Below are 21,438 nucleotides of genomic sequence, written 5' to 3'. Positions count from 1 at the left end.
TCCTCTTTTTAGTCGGGTGCGAAGAAGGCGCCCGGGCGGAACACGGTGGGCTGCGCGGCCACGCCGTTGGCCTTGGCATCGCCTGGCGCCGCGCGGCCGCTGCTGTCGCTGCGGTTCTGCAGGGCCTCCTTGGGGATGTTGAATTTGGGATGCAGGTCGGAGGAGTCCTTCACCAGCGCGGCGCCCACCCGGAACATCACCAGGTTGCCGGCCGCCTCATGGGCATGGAAGCGGTAGAGCGTGCCGTGCGGAACCATCACACCCTCGAAGGCCTTCACCTCGGCCGAGCTGCCGTCGCCGAAATGGAAACTCGCCTCGCCCTGCAGGATGAGGAAGACATGGTCCTCGGTGTCGTGGCAGTGCAGCGCGTTCTCGCCGCCGGTCGAATAGACCTTGGAATGCGCCCACAGCATGGGCGAAAGGCCCAGCAGCTCCATGGTGGCGCCGCCGTCGAGCAGCGGCAGGTTTCGCATGGAAAAGCAATGCCGGGTGGCAAGCGAGGGGAGATCGGCGGGATGGTTCATGGCGGGGTCCTCGGCATCGGCCCTTGCTGGCGGCCATCTGGGTTGTACGGACAAGAGGAATGTTAGCCAGACAAGCTGGATGCCACTTCCGGGATAACCCCGACCGAACGACGGGAAGGTCAAGGGATGGAATTTCGTTGCACCGGCTTGTGACGGTTTCTGGCGGCAATCGACGCAGTCATACGTACAAATGAAAGGCCGGATTCCGCCCGACACGTCGGCCGCGGACCTGTGCGGCGCCTCATGCAGAATCCGCCCATGCCCAGACCCGCCCCCTCCACCCCACCGGCACCCGCCAGGAAAACCCCGCGCGCCCGCGCCCCGGCCCAGCTCACGCGAAGCGTGGGCGAGCCGCTCTGGCGCCAGCTGGTGCAGTCGCTGCGGGCCGACATCCTGCGTGGCGTCTACCGGGTGGGCACCCAGCTGCCGACCGAGGACGAGCTGGCCGGCAAATTCGCCGTCAGCCGCCACACGGTGCGCGAGGCCCTGCGGCAGCTGCGGGTGGACGGCCTGGTGTCCTCGCGCCAGGGCTCCGGCACCACGGTGATGCCGCCACCGCCGGCCACCCACTTCAATGTGCACCGGGTGGCCTCGATCGACGAGCTGATCGCCTATGCCACCGAAAGCCGCTATGTGGTGGAGCGCAGCGAGCTGATCGACGGCCGCGATCCCGCCCTGGAGTTGCCCGCCCCGGGACCCTGGCTGCAGCTGCAGGGCTTTCGCTACCACCAGGACCAGGACCCGGCGCAGGGCGATCAGCCGATCTGCTGGACCGAGGTCTTCGTGGCCCGCGAATACGCCGGTGTCGAACGCCTGATGAACCGCCAGCGTGGACCGATCTGGCAGCTGATCGAGGACATGTTCGGCGAGCGCCTGGTCGAGGTGGAGCAGACGCTGCGGGTGTGCCCGGTGCCGGCCCATGTGCATGCCGGCCTGCAGCTCGAAGCCGGCGCCAGCGTGGTCGAGGTGCGGCGCGTCTACCGCACCAGCCGGGGGCAGGTGGCGGAGGTGTCGGTCAACCTCTATCCGGCCGAGAAGTTCCGCTTCACCATGAAGCTGCAACGGGCTTGAGGCGGCGGCGGCTCAGGCCGCAGAAGGGGCTGCGGCCATGCCGGCCCGCAGCTCGGCCTTGACGATCTTGCCGTTGTGATTCTTCGGCAGTTCGGCGACGAAGCGGTAGCGCTTGGGCCGCTTGAAGCGGGCCATATGGGCGAGGCAATGCGCCTCCAGCAGGCCATCGTCGAGGGCATGGCCGGGCCGCGCCACGACGAAGGCCACCACGTTCTCGCCCCATTCCCGGTCGGGCTCGCCGATGGCGCAGGCCTCGTGCACGCCGGGGTGCAGCAGCAGGCATTCCTCCACCTCGCGCGGGTAGATGTTGGAGCCGCCGGAGATGATCACGTCCTTGGACCGGTCGATCAACGTGAGAAAGCCCTCGCTGTCGAGCGTGCCCAGGTCGCCGGTCCACAGCCAGCCCTCGCGCAGGGCGGCCGCGGTGCCGGCGGGGTTGCGCCAGTAGCCGGCCATGACAGTGGCGCCGCGCACCACGATCTCGCCGATGGCGCCGGCGGCCAGGGGCTGGCCGGCGGTATCCACCACCGCCACCTCCACGCAGCTCTGCGCCCGGCCGACGCTGCCCAGCCGCTCGCGCCAGCGGGGATGGCCCTGCCCGCCGATGCAGTCGCGGGACAGGGCGGTGATGCACATCGGCGATTCGCCCTGTCCGTAGATCTGCACGAAACGCGGGCCGAAGACTTCCAGCGCCTCTTCGATGTCCGCCAGGTACATCGGGCCGCCGCCGTAGACCAGGGTGCGCAGGCCCTCGGCCGCATCGCCCTTGCGCCGCGCCGCGTCGGTCAGCCGCCGCACCATGGTGGGCGCGGCGAACAGGGACAGGCGGCCGCAGCCGCGCGCCAGCGCCAGCACCTCGTCGGCATCGAAACCGCCGGAGGGCGGCAGCACATGGCGCGCGCCGCGCAGCACATGCACGAAGTTGTAGAGGCCCGCGCCATGCGAGATCGGCGCAGCGTAGAGCGTGGCATCGGCCGCGCTCACCTCGTCCACGTCCGCCAGGTAGCTCAGCGACATCGCCACCAGGTTGCCGTGGGACAGCATCACGCCCTTGGGTCTGCCGGTGGTGCCGGAGGTGTAGAAGAGCCAGGCGAGGTCGCTGTCGAGGCGTGGTACTGGCGCCGCTGGCCGCTCGCCGACGGCATCGGCGAGCGCGGCCAGCTCATCCAGCTGCACGATGTGGGTGCCGCAAGCGGCGGGCAGGGGGGCCGGCGAGGCGTCCTCCACGAACAGCACGGCCGCCTGGCTGTCCTCGACGATGGTGCCCACTTCCTTCCAGTGCAGCTTGGCATTGACCGGCACCACCACGCCGCCGGCGAACCACACGCCATACATCAGCCACAGGTACTCGACGCGGTTGCCCATGAAGAAGGCAGCGCGGTCGCCGGGTCTGAAGGCCTTTTCCCGCACCAGCCAGGCGGCGACGGCGGCGGCCCGGGCGGCGAAGTCCCGGTAGCTGCCGGCCGGCTCGGTGCCGACCAGCAGGGCGGGCGCGTCGGGCGCGGCGGCGGCCGTCCGGGCCAGCCATTCGGCGATGTTCATGCACGGTCTCCGTTCGATGCCCGTGGGTCTCAGTCGATCTTGGCGCCGGAGAAACGCACGACTTCGCCCCACTTCCTGATGTCTTCTCCCAGGGTCTGCGCGAACTGTTCCTGCGTGCCGCCCAGCGGGGTGTAGCCCAGGGTGGTCAGCCGGCCGCGAAAACCCGGGTCCTTCAGCGCGTTGTTGATGGCTTCGTTGATCCTGGCGCGGACCTCCGGCGGCGTGTTCTTCGGTGCGAACAGGCCGAACCAGGTGTCCGATGTCAGGGCCGGGAAACCCGCCTCGGCCGTGGTCGGCACCTCGGGCAGCACGCTGGAGCGTTTGTCCGACATGACGGCCAGGGCGCGCAGCTTGCCATCGTGCACGAAGGGTGCGGCCGCCACCACCCCGGGAAACGCCAGTTGCAGCCGGCCGGCCATCAGGTCGGTCAGTACCGCGCCGGGCGAGGTGTAGGGCACATGCACCATCGAGACGCCCTGCGTCTTGTTGTAGAGCTCGCCCGAGAGGTGGTAGGAGCTGCCGCTGCCGGTAGAGCCGAAGTTGAGCTGGCCGGGGTTCTGCCGGGCGTAGGCCGTCAGCTCCGGGATGGTGCTGGCGGGAATCGAGGGGTGCACCAGGATCACGTTGGGCACCGAGCCGATGGTGACGATGGCATCCAGGTCGCGCTGCGGGTTGTAGGGCTTGGACTGGTACAGGGTGGCGGCGGTGACGACGGTGCCCGACCAGCCGAACAGCAGCGTGTAGCCATCGGCCGGCGACTTCACCACGAAGGCCGAGCCCAGGTTGCCGTTGGCGCCGGGCCGGTTCTCGACGATGACCGATTGCTGCAGCGTGCGCCCCAGCTCCTCGGCCGCCAGGCGGGCCAGCGGATCGGCGCTGCCGCCGGGGGCGGCCGGCACGATCAGCCGTATCGGCCGGGTCGGCCAGGCCTGCGCGGAAGCGCCCGCGGCGGCGCCGGCAAGGCAGCACAGCGCGCCGATGCGGGCCAAGGTGCGCACGGCGGCGCGGCGGCCCCGTCCGGGATCTGGGTAGCGGCTCATGGATGTCTCCTGTCTTGTGGTGGTCAGTAGGACTTGGGCTGGCCCAGGACCCGTTCGGCGATATGGCTCAGGATCAGCTCGGCGCTCACCGGCGCGATGCGGGTGATCATGATTTCGCGCAGGTAGCGCTCGACATGGAACTCCTTCGAGTAGCCCATGCCGCCGTGCGTCAGGATGGCGCGTTCGCAGGCCTTGAAGCCGGCCTCCGCGGCGAAGTACTTGGCCGCATTGGCCTCGGCCCCGCAGTCCCGGCCGTTGTCGTAGAGCCAGGCGGCCTGCCGGGTCAGCAGCTCGGCCGCTTGCAGTTCCACCCAGTTGCGCGCCAGCGGATGCTGGATCGACTGGTTCCTGCCGATCGGGCGGTCGAACACCACCCGCTCCCGGGCATAGGCGGCGGCCTTCTCCAGCGCGATGCGGCCCACGCCGACGGCCTCGGCCGCCAGCAGGATGCGCTCGGGGTTCATGCCGTGCAGGATGTACTTGAAGCCCTTGCCTTCCTCGCCGATGCGGTCCTGCACGGGAATCTCCAGGCCGTCGATGAAGAGCTCGTTGCTGTCCACGCATTTGCGGCCCATCTTCTCGATCAGGCGCACGTCGACCCGGCTGCGGTCGAGGTCGGTATAGAAGAGCGACAGGCCGTGCGACTTGCGGTCCGGCGGCAGTTCGTCCTCGGGCGTGGTGCGGGCCAGCAGCAGCATCTTGTCGGCCACCTGCGCGGTGGAGATCCAGACCTTCTGGCCATGCACCACGTACTTGTCGCCCTGGCGCACCGCGCGGGTCTTCAGGCGGGTGGTGTTGAGGCCGGCGTCGGGCTCGGTGACGGCGAAGCAGGACTTCACTTCGCCGCGCGCCATCGGCGGCAGCATGCGCTGCTTCTGCTCCTCGGTGCCGAAGACGGCCACCGGCATCAGGCCGAAGACATTGATGTGCACCGCCGAGCAGCCGCTGAGGCAGGCGCCGGATTCGGCCACGGTCTGCATCATCAGCGCGGCTTCCTGCACGCCGAGCCCGGCGCCGCCATAGGCCTCGGGGATGGCGATGCCCAGCCAGCCGGCCTCGCCCATGGCGCGGTAGAAGGCGTGGGGGAAGACGCCGTCGGTGTCGCGCTCGCGCCAGTAGGACTCGGGGAAACGGGCGCACAGGTCCTTCACCGCTGCGCGGATCGACTCCTGTTCGGGGCTCAGTTCGAAGTTCATGTCTGCGGTCGTTCGGTTGCGGGGAAAGGCTGGGTGCCGCTCAGCGGCCGGTCCAGCGGGGCGGGCGTTTCTCGGCGAAGGCGCGCGGGCCTTCCTGCGCGTCCTCGCTGAGGTAGACCCCCTCGAAGACATGCCGCGCTGCCCGCAGCGCGGCCGAGCGGCCCATCTCGGTGGAGAGGTAGACCAGCTCGCGCGCCGCCTTCACCGTCAGCGGCGCGTTGTCGGCGATGTCGCGCGCCATCTGCAGCGCGCGTTCCTGCAGCTGCGCGGCCGGCACCACCTCGTTGACATAGCCCAGGCCCTGCAGGCGCTGGGCCGTCATCGGCTTGCCGGTCAGCAGCAGCTCCATCACGATGCGCTGCGGCAGCATGTGGATGAGCGGCGCGGCCCAGGGCATGCCGCGGCCGACCCGGGCCTCGGTGATACCGAAGAGGGCATGCTCGGCGGCGATGCACAGGTCGCACATCTGCGCGAACAGCCAGCCGCCGGCATAGGCGCCGCCGTTGACCGCGGCGATCACCGGCTTGTCGATGAAGTCCACCTCGCCCAGCACCGGCAGCATGTCGCGCGGCGGCACCTTGAGCTGCAGGGCGGCGGCCTCCTTCAGGTCCATGCCGGCGCAGAAGGCCTTGTCGCCGCTGCCGGTGAGGATGGCCACCCGCACCGAATCGTCGTCCCCGATGCGGCGCCAGGCCTCGCGCAGGCCGGCCACCACGCCGCGGTTGATGGCGTTGCGCTGGGCCGGCCGGTCGATGGTGACCAGGGCGATGCGGCCCTCGAGCAGCTCGTAGCGGATCTCGTCGCTCAGGTTCATGGCTCTCCCCAGACTTGCCGCGCCTCGGCCAGCAGGCGCTCGCGGTGTTGCGGCGCGGCGATGGCGGCCAGGGCGCGCACCCGCTGGCGCAGGCCCAGGCCGCGCAGATGGGCCACGCCGAATTCGGTGGCGACCACATCCACGTCGCTGCGTGCGGTGGTCACCGGGCCGGAGAGCCGGGCGACGAGTTTGCTGTCGCCGCGCTTGCCGGTGGCCGTCAGCGCCATGATGGAGACGCCGCCTTCGGACAGCGCCGCGCCGCGCACGAAATCCACCTGGCCGCCGACCGCGCCGATGTAGTCGGCGCCGATCGCCTCGGCGTTGACCTGGCCGGTGAGGTCGATCTCCAGCGCCGAGTTCACCGCCACCAGCCTGCGCACCCGGGCCAGCGTGGCTGCGTGGTGGGTATGGCGGGTGGGGCACAGGCGGATGGCGGTATTGCGGTGGGCGAAGCGGTACAGCCGGGGTGTGCCGAAGAGCACGCCGGTGATGGTCACGCCTTCGTCCAGCCCCTTGTGGGCATTGGTGACCGCGCCGCTTTCCATCAGCTCGACCAGCGAGTCGCCGACCATGCCGGAATGCACGCCCAGCCCGCGGCGGTCCGACAGCAGGGCGACGATGGCCTCCGGCACGCCGCCTATGCCCATCTGCAGCGTGGCGCGGTCGGGGATCAGCTCCGCGATGTGGCGGGCGATGCTGCGCTCCAGCTCGCCGAAGGGCGCGGCCGGCAGTTCCAGCGGCGCGCGGTCGGTGAACACGGCGACGGTGATCTCGTCGGCCTTCAGCGGCCGGTCGCAGGGTGTCCAGGGCACCTGGCTGCTGACCTCGGCGATCACCACCCGCGCCCGGGCGATGGCGCTGCGCAGGTAGTCGTTGACCAGGCCGAAGCTGTGTTCGCCATGCTCGTTGGCGGGGCTCACCAGCAGCATCACCACGTCGCAGGCCACGGCGCCGGATGCGATCAGGCCGGCCACGGCCGAGACATGGGCGGGGATCGGATCGAGCGCGCCCGCCGTCACCAGCCTGCGCATGGTGCCTATGCCGCTGATGCCGCGAAACCGCAGGTGGTCGGTGTGTCCGGCCTGGAAGGTGTGCGAGAAGCAGGTGCCGAAGAAGACGGTGGCGCCGCTGTAGTGCTGTCGCTGTTCCACCAGGCGTTCGGTCAGGCTGAGCGGCTCGCCGGTGCCCTGGCCGAAGACGATGCCGTCGCCCGGGCGTACCCATTCGCCCAGGTCGAGTGCGCCGAGATCCAAGGTGCGGGCCATCTCAGTGTTCCCCGGCCGCGGGAGCCGCCAGCACCGCCAGCGAGCGTTTGAGCAGCGGGCCATCCACCATGCGGCCTTCGAAATCGATGGTGCCTATGCCGCGTGCGGTGGCCGCGCCGTAGGCGTCCACCAGGCGGCGGGCGTAGTCGCGTTCGGCATCGGTGGGCGAGAAGGCCTGGTGGGCCAGCGCCACCTGGGCCGGCGCCACGCAGATCTTGCCCTGGTAGCCCAGGTCGCGGCCGGCCGCGGCGTCCTGCAGGTAGAGCGTGTCGTCGCGGATGTCGAGCACGGCCTGGTCGAGGGCGATGCGATCGGCCGCGCGGGCGGCCATCACCACCCAGGAGCGGGCGGTGGCCACTTCCGCGCCGCCGCGGCTGCGCCGGCCGCCGATGTCGGCGGCGAAGTCCTCCGCGCCGAAATACACCGCGCCGAGCGCGGGTGTCTCGTCGCACAGCTTCACGGCGTTCAGCACGCCGCGCACCGATTCGATGCCGCCGACGATGAAACGCGGCCTGGCGCGCGGCTGGGCGGCGTCGAGCTGGCGTATCCAGTGCGCGGCCGGGAAGGCCTGCTCCACCTGCTCCAGCTTGGGGATCACCACGCAGTCGATGTCGCAGGCGAAGGCGGCCTCCAGGTCGGCCAGGTAGTGCGGCGAATCGGGCACGTTGACACGCACCGCCAGCGTCTTGTGCAGGCCGGCGGCGCGGGCCTGCCGCACCGTCTCCTGCAGCCGGTCCCGGGCCGATGCCTTCTCGGCGGGCGGGGTGCCGTCTTCCAGGTCGACGACACTGCAATCGGCCTGGAAACGCACGAACTTGGCGACCAGCTCGGGCCGGTTGGCCGGAGCGAAGAAAAGGGAGCGGATCATGGGGCGCGGCCTCCTTCGGCGCTGGCGGGCTCGTCCGCCGCGACGGCGATGCCATCGGCCAGCAGGGCCTCGATTTCTTGCGGGCCGAAGCCGGCCTGGCGCAGCACCTCCACCGTGTGTTCGCCCTGGCGCGGCGCAGGGCGGGCGGGGCCGGGCACATGGTTGCGCCACTGCGCCGGGGCACGCATGCCGCGCAGAGTCCCTTCGCTGGGATGCTCCACCGTCGAGAAGAAGCCTGTGGCCTGCAGGTGCGGGTCCTGCAGCACGCTCTGCAGGTCGTGCATGGGCATGAAGGGCACGTCGGCGCGCTGCAGCAGGGCGGTCCATTCGGCGGTGGTCCTGCCCTCGAAGATGCGGGCCAGTTCGCCGTAGACGTAGTCGATGTTGCGCGAGCGGCCGGCGTAGGAGGCGAAGCGCGGGTCCTCGCGCATCAGCGCCTCCTGGCCGATCTCGCGCAGGAAGCCGCTCCACTGCTTGTCGTTGTAGACCAGGGCGCAGATGTAGCCGTCCTGCGTGCGGTAGGGCCGGCGTTCCGGCGAGAGCTGGCGGGCGTAGCCGCCGCCGTCCAGCGGCGGCTCGAAGCTCAGGCCGCCGAGGTGGTCGCCGAGCACGAAGCCGACCATGGTCTCGAACATCGGGATATCCACCCGGTCGCCGCGCCCCGTGCGCTGGCAGGCCAGCACCGCCGCCAGGATGGCGCCGACGGCGGTCAGCCCGACGACGCGGTCTGCCATGGCGGTCGGCACATAACGCGGAATGCCGCCCGAGGCCTGGGCCACCAGGAAGGGCAGGCCGCAGGCGCCCTGGATCAGGTCGTCGTAGGCCGGCCGGGCGGCATAGGGGCCGTCCTGGCCGAAGCCGAACAGGCCGGCGTAGACGATGCGGGGGTTCAGCGCCGCCACCTGCTCGTAGGCCAGCCCCAGGCGGGCCATGGCCTGGGGGCGCAGGTTGTACATCAGCACGTCGGCATCGGCGATCAGGCGGTGCAGCGCGGCCAGGCCGGCGGGCTGCTTCAGGTCCAGCACGACGCTGCGCTTGTTGCGGTTGGCGTTGAGGAAGACCGGCCCCATGCCCTCGTGGCGCATCGGGCCGATCTGCCGCACCAGGTCGCCCTGCGGGGATTCGATCTTCACCACGTCGGCGCCCATGTCGCCCAGCGCCTGGGAGGCGAAGGGGCCCATCAGGACGGAGGTCATGTCGATGACCTTGATCGAAGCAAGCGGGCCCATGTCAAATATCATTCCTGTGCATGAACAAATCATACGTACACAGGAATGAATAAACAACGGCGCGGCCTAGGTGTTATCACCGCCGGGGGCGCGACAATCCATTTCGCCCTCCGACACACCGCCTGATCCAAACGCCTCGTGAACGTCAAACAAGCCGCCAACGTCCTGGACCTGATCGAGTTCTTCGCCGAGTACCGCAGGCCGGCCACGCTGGCCGAGATCGCCCGGCATTTCGACTGGCCGAGGTCGAGCGCCTTCAACCTGCTGGGCACGCTGGCGGCCCGGGGTTTCCTCTACGAGCCCCGGGCGCGCGAGGGTTACTACCCCACGCCGCAATGGGCGGTGCTGATCGGCCGCATCGAGCAGGCCCAGCCCATCCCCGCCTGGCTGCACGAACTGCTGCAGGCCCTGGTCGAACAGACCGGCGAGACGGCCGCGCTGGCCGCGGCCAGCGGCGCGTTCGCGCTGTTCATCGACGCGGTGGAGTCGCCCCATGCGATCCGCTACACCGCACGCAGCGGCAAGCAGATCCCCATGCATGTCACCGCCACCGGCCGCGCGCTGCTGTCGCAGATGCAGCCGCAGGAGCGGGCCACCATCCTGCGCAAGGCCGAGTTCCGGCGCTATACCGACACCACGCTGATGTCGGCCGAAGCGGTGGAGCAGGAGATCGCCCGCTCCAGCCAGCGCGGCTGGTTCCTGGGGCAGGCCGAATACACCCAGGAGCTGGGCGGCGTGGCCATCCCCCTGGGCCTGCCGCACCGGCAGCTGGCGGTGCTGGTGGGCGGGCCGACCTACCGGCTGCAGGGCCGCATCGAGGAGGTGGCCGCCATCATGACCAGGCTGGCCGGCGCTTACTTGGCCGGGGCCTCCGCCAAAGAGCCGATCCGGTAGACGCGCGACGCCGTGTCGTGGAACAGCAGGCGTTTGTCGTCGGCGCTGGCGCCGGCTGCCAGGCGCTTGAGGGCGTTCCACACCACGCCGTAAGGCGCGACGCTGCGGTCCACCGGGAAGTTGCTTTCGAAGAAACAGCGGCCGGCGCCGAAGGACTCGATCACCGGCTCGATGGCCGGCCGCCAGGCCTCGGCCAGTTCTTGCGAGGAGGGCGGCCGTGCGCGCTCGCTGAAGTCGAAGCCGAAGACGGCCGTGCCCAGCCCGCCGAGCTTGACCGACACGTTCGGGCATTCGGCCAGCCGGCGTATCCAGGGCAGCCATTCGGCCTGCGCCATCCGTGGATCGTCGCGGTAGCGGGCCACGCCCAGCAGGCCGCCCACATGGTCGAGGATGAGCGGTGTGTCCGGAAAGGCCTGCGCCAGCTCCAGCACATCGCGCAGCTGCGGGTGGTAGACCCAGGCGTCGAAGGACAGGCCGTGCCGCGCCAGGCAGGCATATCCCGCGCGGAAGGCGGCGTCCGCATACAGGTGCTCCATCGGCCGGGCCAGCACGCCGTGGCGGAACTCCGGATCGAAGGCGCCGCTGTTGCGGATGCCGCGAAAGCGCCCATCGCCCGCCGCCACCTGGGCGGCCAGCACCGCATCGGCGGCTTCGCCCAGGCGCAGGTCGGCATATCCCACGATGGCCGCGGCCACCCGGGTACGGTCCTGGCCGGCATTGGCCTGGCGCGAGCAGGCGACCACCGCCTCGGTCTCGCCCACCGGCCGCAGCGCCTCGGGACCGTCGCTGCGGTAGTGCCAGCCGCACTGCACATAGACGGTGGCGCGGATGTCGTGGCCCTGGCCGTCGGCCAGCAGGTCCTGCGGCAGGTAGCCGCCCCAGTGTTCCGAGAAATGGTGGTGCGCATCCAGCACCGGCAGCTCCGGCTCCAGCGCCGCCTCCAGGCCGCGCGCCAGCCATTCGGGATCGGGCCTGCGCTGCTCCACCTGCAGCAAGCCGGCATCGTGTGTGACCGCCATCTTCATACCCCCAGATAGGCCTTGCGGACAAAAGGATCGTCGAGCAGCTCCGCGCCCTTGCCGGACTTCACCACCTCGCCGCGCTCCAGCGCATAGGCCTGGTGCGCCAGGCGCAGCGCCAGCCGCGCGTTCTGCTCCACCAGCACGATGCTCATGCCGCCAGCGTTGAGCTTGCGGATCGCATCGGCGATCTCGGCCACCACCTTGGGCGCGATGCCGAGCGAGGGCTCGTCCAGCATCAGCAGGCGCGGCCGGGCCATCAGCGCGCGGCCTATGGCCACCATCTGCTGCTCGCCGCCGGAGAGCGATCCGGCCAGCTGCGCCCGGCGTTCGTGCACCCGCGGGAACAGGCCGTAGATCCATTTCAGCGTTTCCGAGCGCTCGGCCGCCGACTTGATGGTGTGCGCGCCGACCTGCAGGTTCTCCAGCACCGTCATGCGGCCGAAGAGGCGCCGGCCTTCGGGCGATAGCGCGATGCCGCGCTGCACCCGCTGCTCCGGCCCCAGGCGCTCCACCGGCTCGCCTTCCAGCCGGATCGAACCGCGGCTGGCCACGATACCGGCCACCGCCTTCAGGGTGCTGCTCTTGCCCGCGCCGTTGGAGCCGATCAGCGCCACCACTTCGCCCTTCGCGACCGAGAAGGCCACCGAGGACACGGCCTGGAGCAGCCCGTAATGGACACTCACGCCCTCCACTTCAAGCATGTGCATAGTCGGGCGCTCCCAGGTAGGCTTCGACGACCGCCGGATCGGCGCGTATCGCTTCCGGGCTGCCTTCGGCGATCTTCTCGCCCTGCACCATCACCACGATGTGCTGGCAGACCTCCATCACGATGGCCATGTGGTGCTCCACCAGCAGCAGCGTCAGGCCCAGCTCCTCGCGCAGCTGGCGCAGCAGGCGGGTCAGCTCCCTGCATTCCTCGTGGTTGAGGCCGGCAGCCGGCTCGTCCATCAGCAGCATCGAGGGGCTGGCCGCCAGCGCGATCGCGATGCCCAGCTTCTTCTGCAGCCCGTAGGCCAGCGAGCCGGCGGGCACATCGCGCCACTCCTGCAGCTTCACTATCTCGACGATGCGGTCCACCTCGCGGCCGATCTCGCCGTGCGGCAGCAGCGCGCGGCGGCGCCCCATCAGCCGCTGCGGTGCCGAGCCCTGGATGCGCGAGAGCAGGGCGCATTCGATGTTGCGCGCCACCGTCTCGCCGGCGAAGGACATGGTGGACTGGAAGGTGCGCCCCAGCCCCAGCCCGGCGATGGCGCTGGGGCGTTTGCCGGTGATGTCCACCCCGTCGAACACCACCCGTCCGCGGCTGGCCGAGAGCGCGCCGCCGATGGTGCTGAAGGCGGTGGTCTTGCCGGCGCCGTTGGGGCCTATCAGGCCGACGATGCTGCCTTTTTCCACTTCGAAGGAGAGATCGCGCACGGCGGCCAGCCCGCCGAAGAGCTTGGTCAACTGTTGGACCTGGAGCAGGGCGCTCATCGTGCACCTCCCCGGCCGGTCAGCCGCAGCAGGCCGGCGATGCCGCCGGGCAGGAAACGCAGGATCAGGATCAGCGCCGCGCCGTAGAAGATCTGCTGCGTCTGCACCGCGCCGCGGAACAGCTCGGGCAGCGGCGTGAGCACCAGCGCGCCCAGCATCGGCCCGAAGAGCGAACGTCGCCCGCCGATCACCAGCATGGTGATGAAGGCCACCGAAGTGCCGGTGTTGAAGGACTCCGGTGAGATGAAGCCGATGTAGCGCGCCGTCAATGCCCCGCCCAGCGCCGCCAGGGTGCAGCCCAGCACATAGGCCACCAGCTGCAGCCGGCTCACGTTCAGGCCGGTGGATTCGGCCAGCGCCGGGTTGGCCGCCACCGCCACGATGGCCTGGCCGAGTGGGCGGCGGAACAGCCACACCATCAGCGCCACCGAGGCCGCCGCCGTGGCCAGCGCCAGGCCGTAGAAACGCTCGCGGGTATCGAAGGCGAAGCCGGCGATCTCCAGCGGCGCGATATTGGCGATGCCGTTGGCCCCGCCGGTGACCGGCGCCGCATCCAGCAGCACCAGGCGCACCAGCTCGGCGAAGGCGAAGGTGACCAGCACGAAGTACACCCCGCGCAGCCGCAGGATCACCCAGCCGATCGCGCCCGAGACGACGGCGCAGGCCACGAGCGCCAGCGCCAGCGAGGAGAGGCTGCCCAGCCCCAGTTGCGCTGACAGCAGCACCGCCCCGTAGGCCCCCATGGCCACCGGCGCCGAATGCCCGAAGGACAGCTGCCCCGAGCGCTCGATGATGGACAGCCCGTTGACGATCACGATGTTGATGCAGGCCAGCGCCGCCAGGTGCAGCACGAACTGCCCGGCGCTCCAGGGCCAGAGCGCCAGGGCCGCCAGCGCCAGGCCGAGCACGATCTTCAGCGGCAGGGTACGGGGCGTGGCGGGCATGGCTGCGGCCTTCAGGGTGGAGGTGTTCATCTCAGGCCTCCCCCCGGCCGATCACGCCGCGCGGAAAGGCCAGCATGCCCAGCACCACCAGCACGAAGATCAGCATGTCGCCGGTGCTGCTGCTGAGGAACAGCGAGGAATAGCTCTCCAGCAGCCCCAGCAGCAGGCCGGCGATGGCCGCTCCGGGGATGCTGCCCAGACCGCCCAGGATCACCACCATGAAGGCCTTCAGCAGCGGCGCCTGCCCCATGAAGGGCGAGACCGAGAACAGCGGCGCCATCAGCGCCCCGCCCACTGCCGCCAGGCCCACGCCGATGCCGAAGCCCAGCGGGTAGTAGAGCCGCGCCCGCACGCCCTGGATGGAAGCCGTCTGCGGGTCTTCCACCACCGCGCGCAGGCCACGCCCGGCGCGCGAATGCTTGAGAAAGCCGTAGAGCAGGGCCAGCACCGCCACCGCGCAGCCCACCACGTAGAGCCGCGAGTTGGGCACGTTCACCCCCAGCACGCTGGAGGAGCCGGAGGTGATCGAGGGCAACGACACCGGATCCGGCCCGAAGGCGATCAGCGCCAGGTTCTGCACGATCAGCGCCAGGCCGATGGTGACGATCATCCCGTTGAGTTCGTCGTGGCGGAAGGGCTTCAGGATCACCGCCTCGATCAGGCAGCCGCCCAGGCCCACCAGCACGAAGCTGGCCGCCACCGCGACCAGGAAGGGCAGGCCGGCCTTCACCGTCAGGTAGTAGGCGCAGAAGGCGCCCAGCATGTAGAACTCGCCGTGGGCGAAGTTCACCATGCGCATCACGCCGAAGACCAGGGTGAAACCCACGGCCATCAGCAGGTAGAGCAGGCCGACGACCAGTCCGTTGACGGTCGCCTGGCCCAGCAGCAGGTGCCAGTCCATGTCGCGCGCGCCGGTGCTTACTTGCAGCCGTCGGCGACGGTGCAGCGGGCCAGGATGGTCTCGGTGCCGCCCTTGATCTCGGCGACATAGAAGGGCACGGCCATCTGCCGGTCTATGCCGTAGCTGGCCTTGCCGGTCCAGTTGAGCTTGCCGAGCACGCCGGGGAAGTCGCGCATCTTTTCCATCTCGCCGGCCACCTTCGTGGCGTCGGTGGTGGTGCCGGCGCGGCGCATGGCCTCGAACAGCATGGTGGCGAAGTCGTAGAAAGCCGGGCTGAAGCCGTTGGGCGCCACCTTGTACTTGGCGGTGTACTGGTCGAGATATGCGCGGGTAGAGGGCAGGCTGGGGTCTATGGCGGCGTGCACGATCATGCCCTCGGCGGCGTCCTTGCCGGCCACCGTCACCAGCTCGGCCGTGGCGGGGCCGCCGGTGCGCACGATCTTGCCCTTGAAGCCCAGTTCCCGCGCCTGCTTGGTGATCAGGCCGGCGGTGGCGGGCGAGTTGCCGTCGAGTTCGATGGTGTCGATGCCGCGCGCCAGCATGCGGGTGAGCAGGGGGGTGAAGTCCACCCGTTCGCGCTCGAAGAATTCCTTGGCGGCCAGCTCGCCGCCGTGGCGTTTGTAGGCCGCGTCCAGGTCGCGTGCGATGACCTGGCCGGACTCGTCGTTGGGGAACAGGCCGCCGGCCTTCTTCACGCCCTGGTTCCTGATCATCCAGGCGATCTGCGGTTCGGCGAATTCCATGGTGGTGATCACCGGGCGGAAGCTCAGCGGCTTGGCGGCGGCCAGGGCCTTGTCGGTGAAGCCCAGGGTGCTGGTCATCACGCCGTTCTTCTCGGTGGTGGGCTGCACCGCCAGCGTGGGGGCGGAGCCGGTGGGGCCGATGATGAACTTGACCTTGTCCTCGAACACCAGCCGGTTGGCCACGGTGACGGCCTCGCCGGCCTGGTACTTGTCGTCGTAGGCGACGACCTCGACCTTGTACTTCCTGCCGCCCACCTCCAGGCCGCCCGCGCCGTTGGCCTTGTCGGCGGCCAGCTCGGCCGCGTTCTTCATCGCCTGGCCCCAGGCAGCGCCGGGGCCGGAGAGGGTGACGATGGCGCCGATCTTCAGGGTTTCCTGCTGGGCCCAGGCCTGGCTTGCCAGGAAGGCCAGGGGCAGGGCTGCCAGGGCGGCACGGGTGGCTTTTCGCATGTTTTGTCTCCGGGGTGTTGGGCGCCTGTCGGGAGGCGCTCCGGAGCATTCTGTTGGCCGCCGATGCACAACAGAAATGGCTTATGCGTATGCATTTATTCAGCCCGGCAATAAGCGCGGCAGGGCCGCGCCCGGCTCAGACGCCGCCGTCGGTCATGCGGTACCAGGCGATCACCGCCGAGACATAGGCCAGCCGCAGCCCGAAGAAGGGAAAGGGCTTGATGACCGACGGCGCCACCGGCAGGGCGGTCTTGTCGCCGGTCGCCACATAGGCCGCCAGCGCCTGGCCCATGCGGGTCTGCAGGCCCACGCCGCGGCCCATGCAGCCGATGTCGATCAAGAGGCCCGGCGCCGGCTCGTGCAGGTGCGGCAGGTAGTCGCGGGTGACGGCGACATGGCCGCACCAGCGGTAGGCGATGGGCACCTTCGCCGCCTGCGGGAACAGCTTGGCCACGGCACCTTCGAGGTGCGCCCAGGCGCCCCGGTCGGCCGGGTCCGGCTCGGCGAAGGAGCCGCGTCCGCCCATCAGCAGCCGGCCGGTGTGGTCGATGCGGTAGTACAGCAGCAGGTTGCGCGCATCGGAGGACACCTGGCCGCCCGGCAGGATGGCGCGGCGCACCGATTCGGGCAGCGGCTCGGTGGCGATCTGGAAGGAGTTGGCGTTGATGATGGTCTTCTTCAACTGCGGCCAGAGCCCGTCGGTATAGCCGTTGGTGCACAGCACCACCCGCTCGGCGCTCACCCGGGCGCCGCCGGCGGTCACGGCCTGCCAGCCGCCTTTCACCTGCGCCAGCTGCTTGACCGGGCTGCGGGTGTGGATGACGACGCCGGCGGCCATCGCCGCGCGCGCCAGTCCACGCACATAACTCAGCGGCTGCACGCCGCCGCCGCGCGGGTCTTCCCAGCCGCCCAGGTATTTGTCGGTGCCCAGCAGGCGGGCGGTCTCGGCCTTGTCGAGCAGGCGCGCGGCCACGCCCTGGGCGCTCCAGTCGCGGCTGCGGCGCTCGGCCATCTTCAGGGCCTCGGGGTTGTGCGAGCCCTGGATCCAGCCCTGGCGCACATGGGGCACGTCCATCTTGTGTTTGGCGATCAGGTCGAACACCGCGTCGGCGGTGCTGCCGGCGAAGTCGACCAGGCGCTGGCCCTTCTCGGGGCCGAACTTGGCGAGCAGCTCGCTGGGGTCGTACTTCAGGCCGGGGATCACCTGGCCGCCGTTGCGGCCGGAGCCGCCGAAGCCGATCTCCTCGGCCTCCAGCACCACCACCCGCACGCCGCGCTCGGCCAGGTGCAGGGCGGTGCTCAGGCCGCAGAAGCCGGCGCCGACGATGACCACGTCGGCTTTCTTGTCCTCCTGCAGCGCAACGGTTTCGGGCGCCGGGGCGGCGGTGGCGGCCCAGAGCGAGGGGCTCAGGGGGAAGAATGCTTGGGACATGCCGTCAGGCCTCACATCGGATGAAGGACACGCCGCAGGAAATCCTGCGTGCGCGGGTTCTGCGGGTTGTTCAGGACCTCGCGGGCAGGCCCCTGTTCGACGATGACGCCGCGGTCGATGAACATCACCCGGTCGGCCACCTCGCGGGCGAACTGCATCTCGTGGGTGACGACCACCATGGTCATGCCGGCCTCGGCGAGTTTCCGCATCACGCCCAGCACATCGCCGACCAGTTCGGGGTCCAGCGCCGAGGTGGGTTCGTCGAACAGGATGGCCTCGGGCTGCATGGCCAGCGCGCGGGCGATGGCCACCCGCTGCTGCTGGCCGCCGGAGAGCTGCGGCGGATGGGCGTTCTCCTTGTCGGCCAGGCCCACGCTGGCCAGCAGCTCGCGGGCGCGGGCGGTGGCGGTGGCCCGGTCCTCGCCCTTGACGAAGATCGGGCCCTCGGTCACGTTCTCCAGCACGGTGCGGTGCGGGAACAGGTTGAAGCGCTGGAACACCATGGCCACTTCGGTGCGTATCGCCTTGATGGTGGGCGACTGGTTGTCCACCTTCTGGCCATGGATGGTGATGCTGCCGCCGTTGTAGCTCTCCAGGCCGTTGATGCAGCGCAGGATGGTCGACTTGCCCGAGCCCGAGGGCCCGACGATGCAGACCACCTCGCCCTTGGACACGGTGGCGTCTATGCCTTTGAGCACCTGGTTCTGGCCGTAGGACTTCTGCAGTCCGCGGATCTCGATCATTTCTTGCTCCCTCGTTTTTCCAGGTGGCGCACCAGCAGGATCAGCGGCACGCACATGACCAGGTAGATCAGCGCGACCAGGGTGAACACGGTGGCGTTCTGGAAGGTGGAGGTGGCGATCAGCCGGCCCTGCAGCGCCAGTTCGGCCACGGTGATGGTGGAGGCCTGCGAGGAGTCCTTGAGCATCATGATCATGATGTTGCCGTAGGGCGGCAGCACGATCTTGACCGCCTGCGGCAGGATCACCCGCCGCATCATCAGCCCCCAGCCCATGCCCATGGCGCGCGCCGCCTCGATCTGGCCGTGGTCCACCGCCTCGATGCCGGCGCGGAAGTTCTCCGCCTGGTAGGCCGAGTAGGCGATGCCCAGGCCCAGGATGCCGGCCTGCAGTGCCGACAGCGAGATGCCGATGTCCGGCATCACGAAATACAGCACGAAGAGCAGCACGATGATCGGCAGCCCGCGCAGCAGGTTGATGATGCAGGCGCTCAGGTACATCAGGAAGGGGATTCCCGAGACCCGCATCACCGCCCAGACCAGGCCGAGCACCGTGGACAGGGCCAGCGAGCCCAGCGTCACCAGGATGGTGAGCCAGGCGCCCTTGAGCAGGATCGGCAGGAATTCCTGCGCATGGTGGAAGAACTGGAGCATGGAGGCTTTTCCTCAGGCGCGTTGCGCTGCTGCTGCGGCGGCGCGGATCAGATCAGGCCCCACTTCTTCAGGATGGCGTCGATGGCGCCGTTGGCCTTGAGTTTGGTGACGGCGGCATTGACCTTGTCCATGGTCTCGGTCTCGCCCTTGCGCGCGGCGATGCCGATGCTGTTGACCATGGTCGGCTTGAAGGTGGTGACCATGCGCAGGTTGGGGAAGGTGCCGCGGCCGACCGCGAAGGCGGCGATCGGGTAGTCGAGCATGCCGGCGTCGATGCGGCCGGCGTTGGCGTCGCGCATCAGGTCGGCGGTGGTGTCGTAGAGCTTGACTTCGCTGAACAGGCCGCTCTTTTGCACCGGATCGACGAAGGCGGTGCCCACCTGCACGCCGATGCGCTTGCCCTTGAGGTCGGCCAGGTTGACATAGGCGGTCTTGTCGCCGACCGGCACCACGATGCCTTCGCCGTAGCTGTAGATGGGCTGCGAGAAGTCCACCACTTCCAGGCGGGTGGGCGTGATGAACATGGCCGCCGAGATCAGGTCCACCCGCTTGGAGGTGAGCGAGGCGATCAGCGCCGAGAACTGCATCGGCTCGATCTGCACGCCGAAGCCGGCTTCCTTGCCGACCGCGTTGACGATGTCGACCATCACGCCGTCGATGGTGTTGGTCTTGGTGTCGAGGAAGGTGAAGGGGCTGCCGGTGGGCGTGGACGCCACCTTGAGCACGGGCTGGGCGGAGGCCGGCGCGGCGACGGACAGCGCGAAGGCGGCGATCAGGGAAGCGACGATCACGGGAAGTTTCATGGTGCGTTCCTTTTGGGGGTGGATGAAAGACAGGGTGGAGCGGGACGGGGAAAAAACGGGTTCACCGGGCCAGGCGGGTGATGGCCCACAGCACCACCGTGGGGGTGTTGCCGGGGTTGCGCCAGCGGCGCGGCGCGGTGGCGTCGTAGCAGAAGCTGTCGCCGACCCGCAGCTGGTACAGCCGGTCGCGCACGAAGAGTTCGAGCTGGCCCTGGATGACATGGCCGATCTGCTCGCCCTGCTGGGTGAAATACAGGGCGTCGCCGGTGGAGCCGCCGGGCTCGATGGTGGCGCGGTAGAGCTCGACTCCGCCGCTGGCGGCCGGCGGCGTGAGGTTCTCCTTGTGGATGCCCTTGTTGCCCAGGTCGACGCGCTGGTGCTGGCCGGCGCGCACCACGAAGCCGCCGGCCTGCTCGTCGTCGGCATCCGCCTGGCCGTGCTGGCTGTTGCGGATCAGGGTCTCCATCGGCAGCCGCAGCTCGGCGGCCAGGGCCACCAGGGTGCGCATGGAGATGGAGCGCAGGCCGCGCTCGATCTGGCTGAGCAGGCTGACCGAGATGCCGCACTTGTCGGCCAGCTGCTGCAGCGGCAGGCCCAGGGTCTTGCGCTGGTGGCGCAGCTGTTCGCCCAGCCACAGGTCCACCACCGAATGGATGCGCCGCGGCTGGGCCGCGGGGGCGCCGATGTCGACGGAGGGTGGCTGGGGGTTGCTTTTCACGAAGGCGGTGGTCTGGTGTGAAACTTATCTGGCTGTGTAATTTGCACAGCAATTACCAGGCCAGCCATCGGGGTACACCCTTGCCCTGTCGAAGCCGGAACACGCACGCCGATGGTGCGGCGGGCAGGATGGCCGCGACGGGCCGCGCGCCTAGAAGAGCGGCTGAAAGTCTCTGTGCAGATGGTCGCGGAAACTCTGCACGGCGGTGGTCAGCACCGCCTTGCGGGCGACGATGCTGCCGTAGCTGCGCACCGCGCAGAAGTCCGACAGCTCCACGATGGCGCGCGATTCCCGCGCATTGGTCTGCGCCATGGAGCGGGGCAGGAAGGTCACGCAGCTGCCGGTGTCGATCAGCCCCATCAGGGCCGGCAGGGTGGCGGCGGTGGAAGCCTCGAAGGCCGCGCCGAAGCCCGAGAAGGCCGAGGACAGCCGCTCCCGCAGGCCGGTGTAGCGCTCCAGGAAGATCATGCGATAGGGCAGCACCGTCTCCAGCGACACCTCCCGCTGGCGGGCCAGCGGATGCCGGGCGGTGACGACCAGCACCACCGGCTCCTCGGCCAGGGGCTGGAACAGCAGGTTGTCGTAGTCGCCGTCCAGCGCGGTCACGCCGATGTCCGCCGAGCCGTCGCCTATGGTCTTGAGCAAGGTCTCGAAAGGCATGTCGCGCAGCACCACCTGCACATCCGGAAAGGTCGCCGAATAGGAATGGATGATGTGCGGCATGAAGGTGGCCGCGATCATCGGCGTGGCCGCGATCACCACCCGGTTGCGCGCCGCCTCCGAGCGGTCGCGGAACTGCTGCAGCACCGCGTACAGCCCGGCCAGCGCTTCCTCGGCCGCCACGCGCAGCAGGGTGCCGTCGGTGGTCGCTTCCACGCTGCGGGTGGTGCGGGTGATGAGCTTGACCCGCAGCACGTTCTCCAGCCGCTTGACCCGGTTGGACACCGAGGGCTGCGAGATGCACAGGCGCTCGGCCGCCCGGCTGAAACTGCGCTCCTCCAGCACCACCAGAAAAGTCTCCAGCTCGGGCAGGTGGAAGCGCAGCTGCGGCAATGGGTTCACGGCACCCTCGGCATTGGCGGAATCGGGAAAGACACTCGCCATGAGCTTAATCCA

General features: G+C 69.6%; 22 protein-coding genes. 2 read left to right on the top strand and 20 right to left on the bottom strand.

Features of this window, described 5'->3' with window-relative positions; translation table 11 throughout:
- Positions 1-8: 8 nt before the first annotated feature.
- The gene (locus GT347_RS05440; RefSeq protein WP_160550996.1) at positions 9-524 is read right to left on the bottom strand and encodes a cupin domain-containing protein; all 516 of its coding nucleotides are present in this window, start codon (positions 522-524) and stop codon (positions 9-11) included.
- A 258-nt stretch (positions 525-782) separates the two neighbouring features.
- Between GT347_RS05440 and GT347_RS05435 the strand changes: the two genes are divergently transcribed.
- Complete coding sequence (locus tag GT347_RS05435; RefSeq protein WP_160550995.1) at positions 783-1,595, top strand: GntR family transcriptional regulator; 813 nt, start codon at positions 783-785, stop codon at positions 1,593-1,595.
- A gap of 12 nt (positions 1,596-1,607) precedes the next feature.
- On the opposite strand, the gene GT347_RS05430 is transcribed toward GT347_RS05435, so the two are convergent.
- From GT347_RS05430 to GT347_RS05400, 7 genes are read right to left on the bottom strand one after another with little or no spacing between them, the layout of a single operon-like run.
- Positions 1,608-3,137 (bottom strand): class I adenylate-forming enzyme family protein, encoded by a 1,530-nt coding sequence (locus GT347_RS05430; protein ID WP_160550994.1) that lies wholly within the window; start codon positions 3,135-3,137, stop codon positions 1,608-1,610.
- Between the two features lie 29 nt (positions 3,138-3,166).
- Positions 3,167-4,177: a Bug family tripartite tricarboxylate transporter substrate binding protein gene (locus tag GT347_RS05425; RefSeq protein WP_160550993.1), complete on the bottom strand. Its 1,011-nt coding sequence runs from the start codon at positions 4,175-4,177 to the stop codon at positions 3,167-3,169.
- Between the two features lie 23 nt (positions 4,178-4,200).
- On the bottom strand, positions 4,201-5,373 hold the full coding sequence (locus tag GT347_RS05420) for an acyl-CoA dehydrogenase family protein (protein ID WP_160550992.1): 1,173 nt from the start codon (positions 5,371-5,373) through the stop codon (positions 4,201-4,203).
- Between the two features lie 40 nt (positions 5,374-5,413).
- The gene (locus GT347_RS05415; protein WP_160550991.1) at positions 5,414-6,187 is read right to left on the bottom strand and encodes an enoyl-CoA hydratase/isomerase family protein; all 774 of its coding nucleotides are present in this window, start codon (positions 6,185-6,187) and stop codon (positions 5,414-5,416) included.
- Positions 6,184-7,452: an acetyl-CoA hydrolase/transferase family protein gene (locus GT347_RS05410; RefSeq protein WP_160550990.1), complete on the bottom strand. Its 1,269-nt coding sequence runs from the start codon at positions 7,450-7,452 to the stop codon at positions 6,184-6,186. The genes GT347_RS05415 and GT347_RS05410 overlap by 4 nt, the downstream gene beginning before the upstream one ends.
- A 1-nt stretch (position 7,453) precedes the next feature.
- Positions 7,454-8,320: an HpcH/HpaI aldolase/citrate lyase family protein gene (locus tag GT347_RS05405; protein WP_160550989.1), complete on the bottom strand. Its 867-nt coding sequence runs from the start codon at positions 8,318-8,320 to the stop codon at positions 7,454-7,456.
- Positions 8,317-9,549: a CaiB/BaiF CoA transferase family protein gene (locus tag GT347_RS05400; protein ID WP_160550988.1), complete on the bottom strand. Its 1,233-nt coding sequence runs from the start codon at positions 9,547-9,549 to the stop codon at positions 8,317-8,319. Before GT347_RS05400 ends, GT347_RS05405 begins: the two co-directional genes overlap by 4 nt.
- 138 nt (positions 9,550-9,687) lie before the next feature.
- Between GT347_RS05400 and GT347_RS05395 the strand changes: the two genes are divergently transcribed.
- Positions 9,688-10,443: an IclR family transcriptional regulator gene (locus GT347_RS05395; protein WP_160550987.1), complete on the top strand. Its 756-nt coding sequence runs from the start codon at positions 9,688-9,690 to the stop codon at positions 10,441-10,443.
- Here the strand turns inward: GT347_RS05395 and GT347_RS05390 are convergent.
- The 12 genes from GT347_RS05390 to GT347_RS05335 form a co-directional block, all read right to left on the bottom strand.
- Positions 10,404-11,462, bottom strand: a complete 1,059-nt coding sequence (locus tag GT347_RS05390; protein WP_160550986.1) for an amidohydrolase family protein — start codon at positions 11,460-11,462, stop codon at positions 10,404-10,406. The two genes, GT347_RS05395 and GT347_RS05390, sit on opposite strands and share 40 nt — an antisense overlap.
- 2 nt (positions 11,463-11,464) lie before the next feature.
- Positions 11,465-12,172, bottom strand: a complete 708-nt coding sequence (locus GT347_RS05385) for an ABC transporter ATP-binding protein (RefSeq protein WP_160550985.1) — start codon at positions 12,170-12,172, stop codon at positions 11,465-11,467.
- A complete protein-coding gene (locus tag GT347_RS05380) occupies positions 12,159-12,938 on the bottom strand; it encodes an ABC transporter ATP-binding protein (protein WP_160550984.1) in 780 nt (259 codons plus the stop codon). Before GT347_RS05380 ends, GT347_RS05385 begins: the two co-directional genes overlap by 14 nt.
- On the bottom strand, positions 12,935-13,912 hold the full coding sequence (locus GT347_RS05375) for a branched-chain amino acid ABC transporter permease (RefSeq protein WP_160550983.1): 978 nt from the start codon (positions 13,910-13,912) through the stop codon (positions 12,935-12,937). Before GT347_RS05375 ends, GT347_RS05380 begins: the two co-directional genes overlap by 4 nt.
- A 1-nt stretch (position 13,913) precedes the next feature.
- On the bottom strand, positions 13,914-14,783 hold the full coding sequence (locus GT347_RS05370) for a branched-chain amino acid ABC transporter permease (RefSeq protein WP_160550982.1): 870 nt from the start codon (positions 14,781-14,783) through the stop codon (positions 13,914-13,916).
- 17 nt (positions 14,784-14,800) lie between these two features.
- Positions 14,801-15,976 (bottom strand): ABC transporter substrate-binding protein, encoded by a 1,176-nt coding sequence (locus GT347_RS05365; RefSeq protein WP_160550981.1) that lies wholly within the window; start codon positions 15,974-15,976, stop codon positions 14,801-14,803.
- A gap of 136 nt (positions 15,977-16,112) precedes the next feature.
- Complete coding sequence (locus GT347_RS05360) at positions 16,113-17,408, bottom strand: NAD(P)/FAD-dependent oxidoreductase (protein WP_160550980.1); 1,296 nt, start codon at positions 17,406-17,408, stop codon at positions 16,113-16,115.
- An 11-nt stretch (positions 17,409-17,419) separates the two neighbouring features.
- On the bottom strand, positions 17,420-18,151 hold the full coding sequence (locus GT347_RS05355; RefSeq protein WP_160550979.1) for an amino acid ABC transporter ATP-binding protein: 732 nt from the start codon (positions 18,149-18,151) through the stop codon (positions 17,420-17,422).
- Complete coding sequence (locus GT347_RS05350; RefSeq protein WP_160550978.1) at positions 18,148-18,801, bottom strand: amino acid ABC transporter permease; 654 nt, start codon at positions 18,799-18,801, stop codon at positions 18,148-18,150. Before GT347_RS05350 ends, GT347_RS05355 begins: the two co-directional genes overlap by 4 nt.
- A 47-nt stretch (positions 18,802-18,848) precedes the next feature.
- A complete protein-coding gene (locus GT347_RS05345) occupies positions 18,849-19,604 on the bottom strand; it encodes an ABC transporter substrate-binding protein (protein WP_160550977.1) in 756 nt (251 codons plus the stop codon).
- Between the two features lie 61 nt (positions 19,605-19,665).
- A complete protein-coding gene (locus GT347_RS05340; RefSeq protein WP_160550976.1) occupies positions 19,666-20,322 on the bottom strand; it encodes a helix-turn-helix domain-containing protein in 657 nt (218 codons plus the stop codon).
- Between the two features lie 150 nt (positions 20,323-20,472).
- Positions 20,473-21,426: a LysR family transcriptional regulator gene (locus GT347_RS05335; protein WP_229722719.1), complete on the bottom strand. Its 954-nt coding sequence runs from the start codon at positions 21,424-21,426 to the stop codon at positions 20,473-20,475.
- Between the last annotated feature and the right edge of the window lie 12 nt (positions 21,427-21,438).

Source organism: Xylophilus rhododendri, from assembly GCF_009906855.1.
Classification (GTDB): domain Bacteria; phylum Pseudomonadota; class Gammaproteobacteria; order Burkholderiales; family Burkholderiaceae_C; genus Xylophilus; species Xylophilus rhododendri.
The sequence above is the reverse complement of the archived record's forward strand: the minus strand, read 5'-3'. Positions and strand labels throughout refer to the sequence as shown.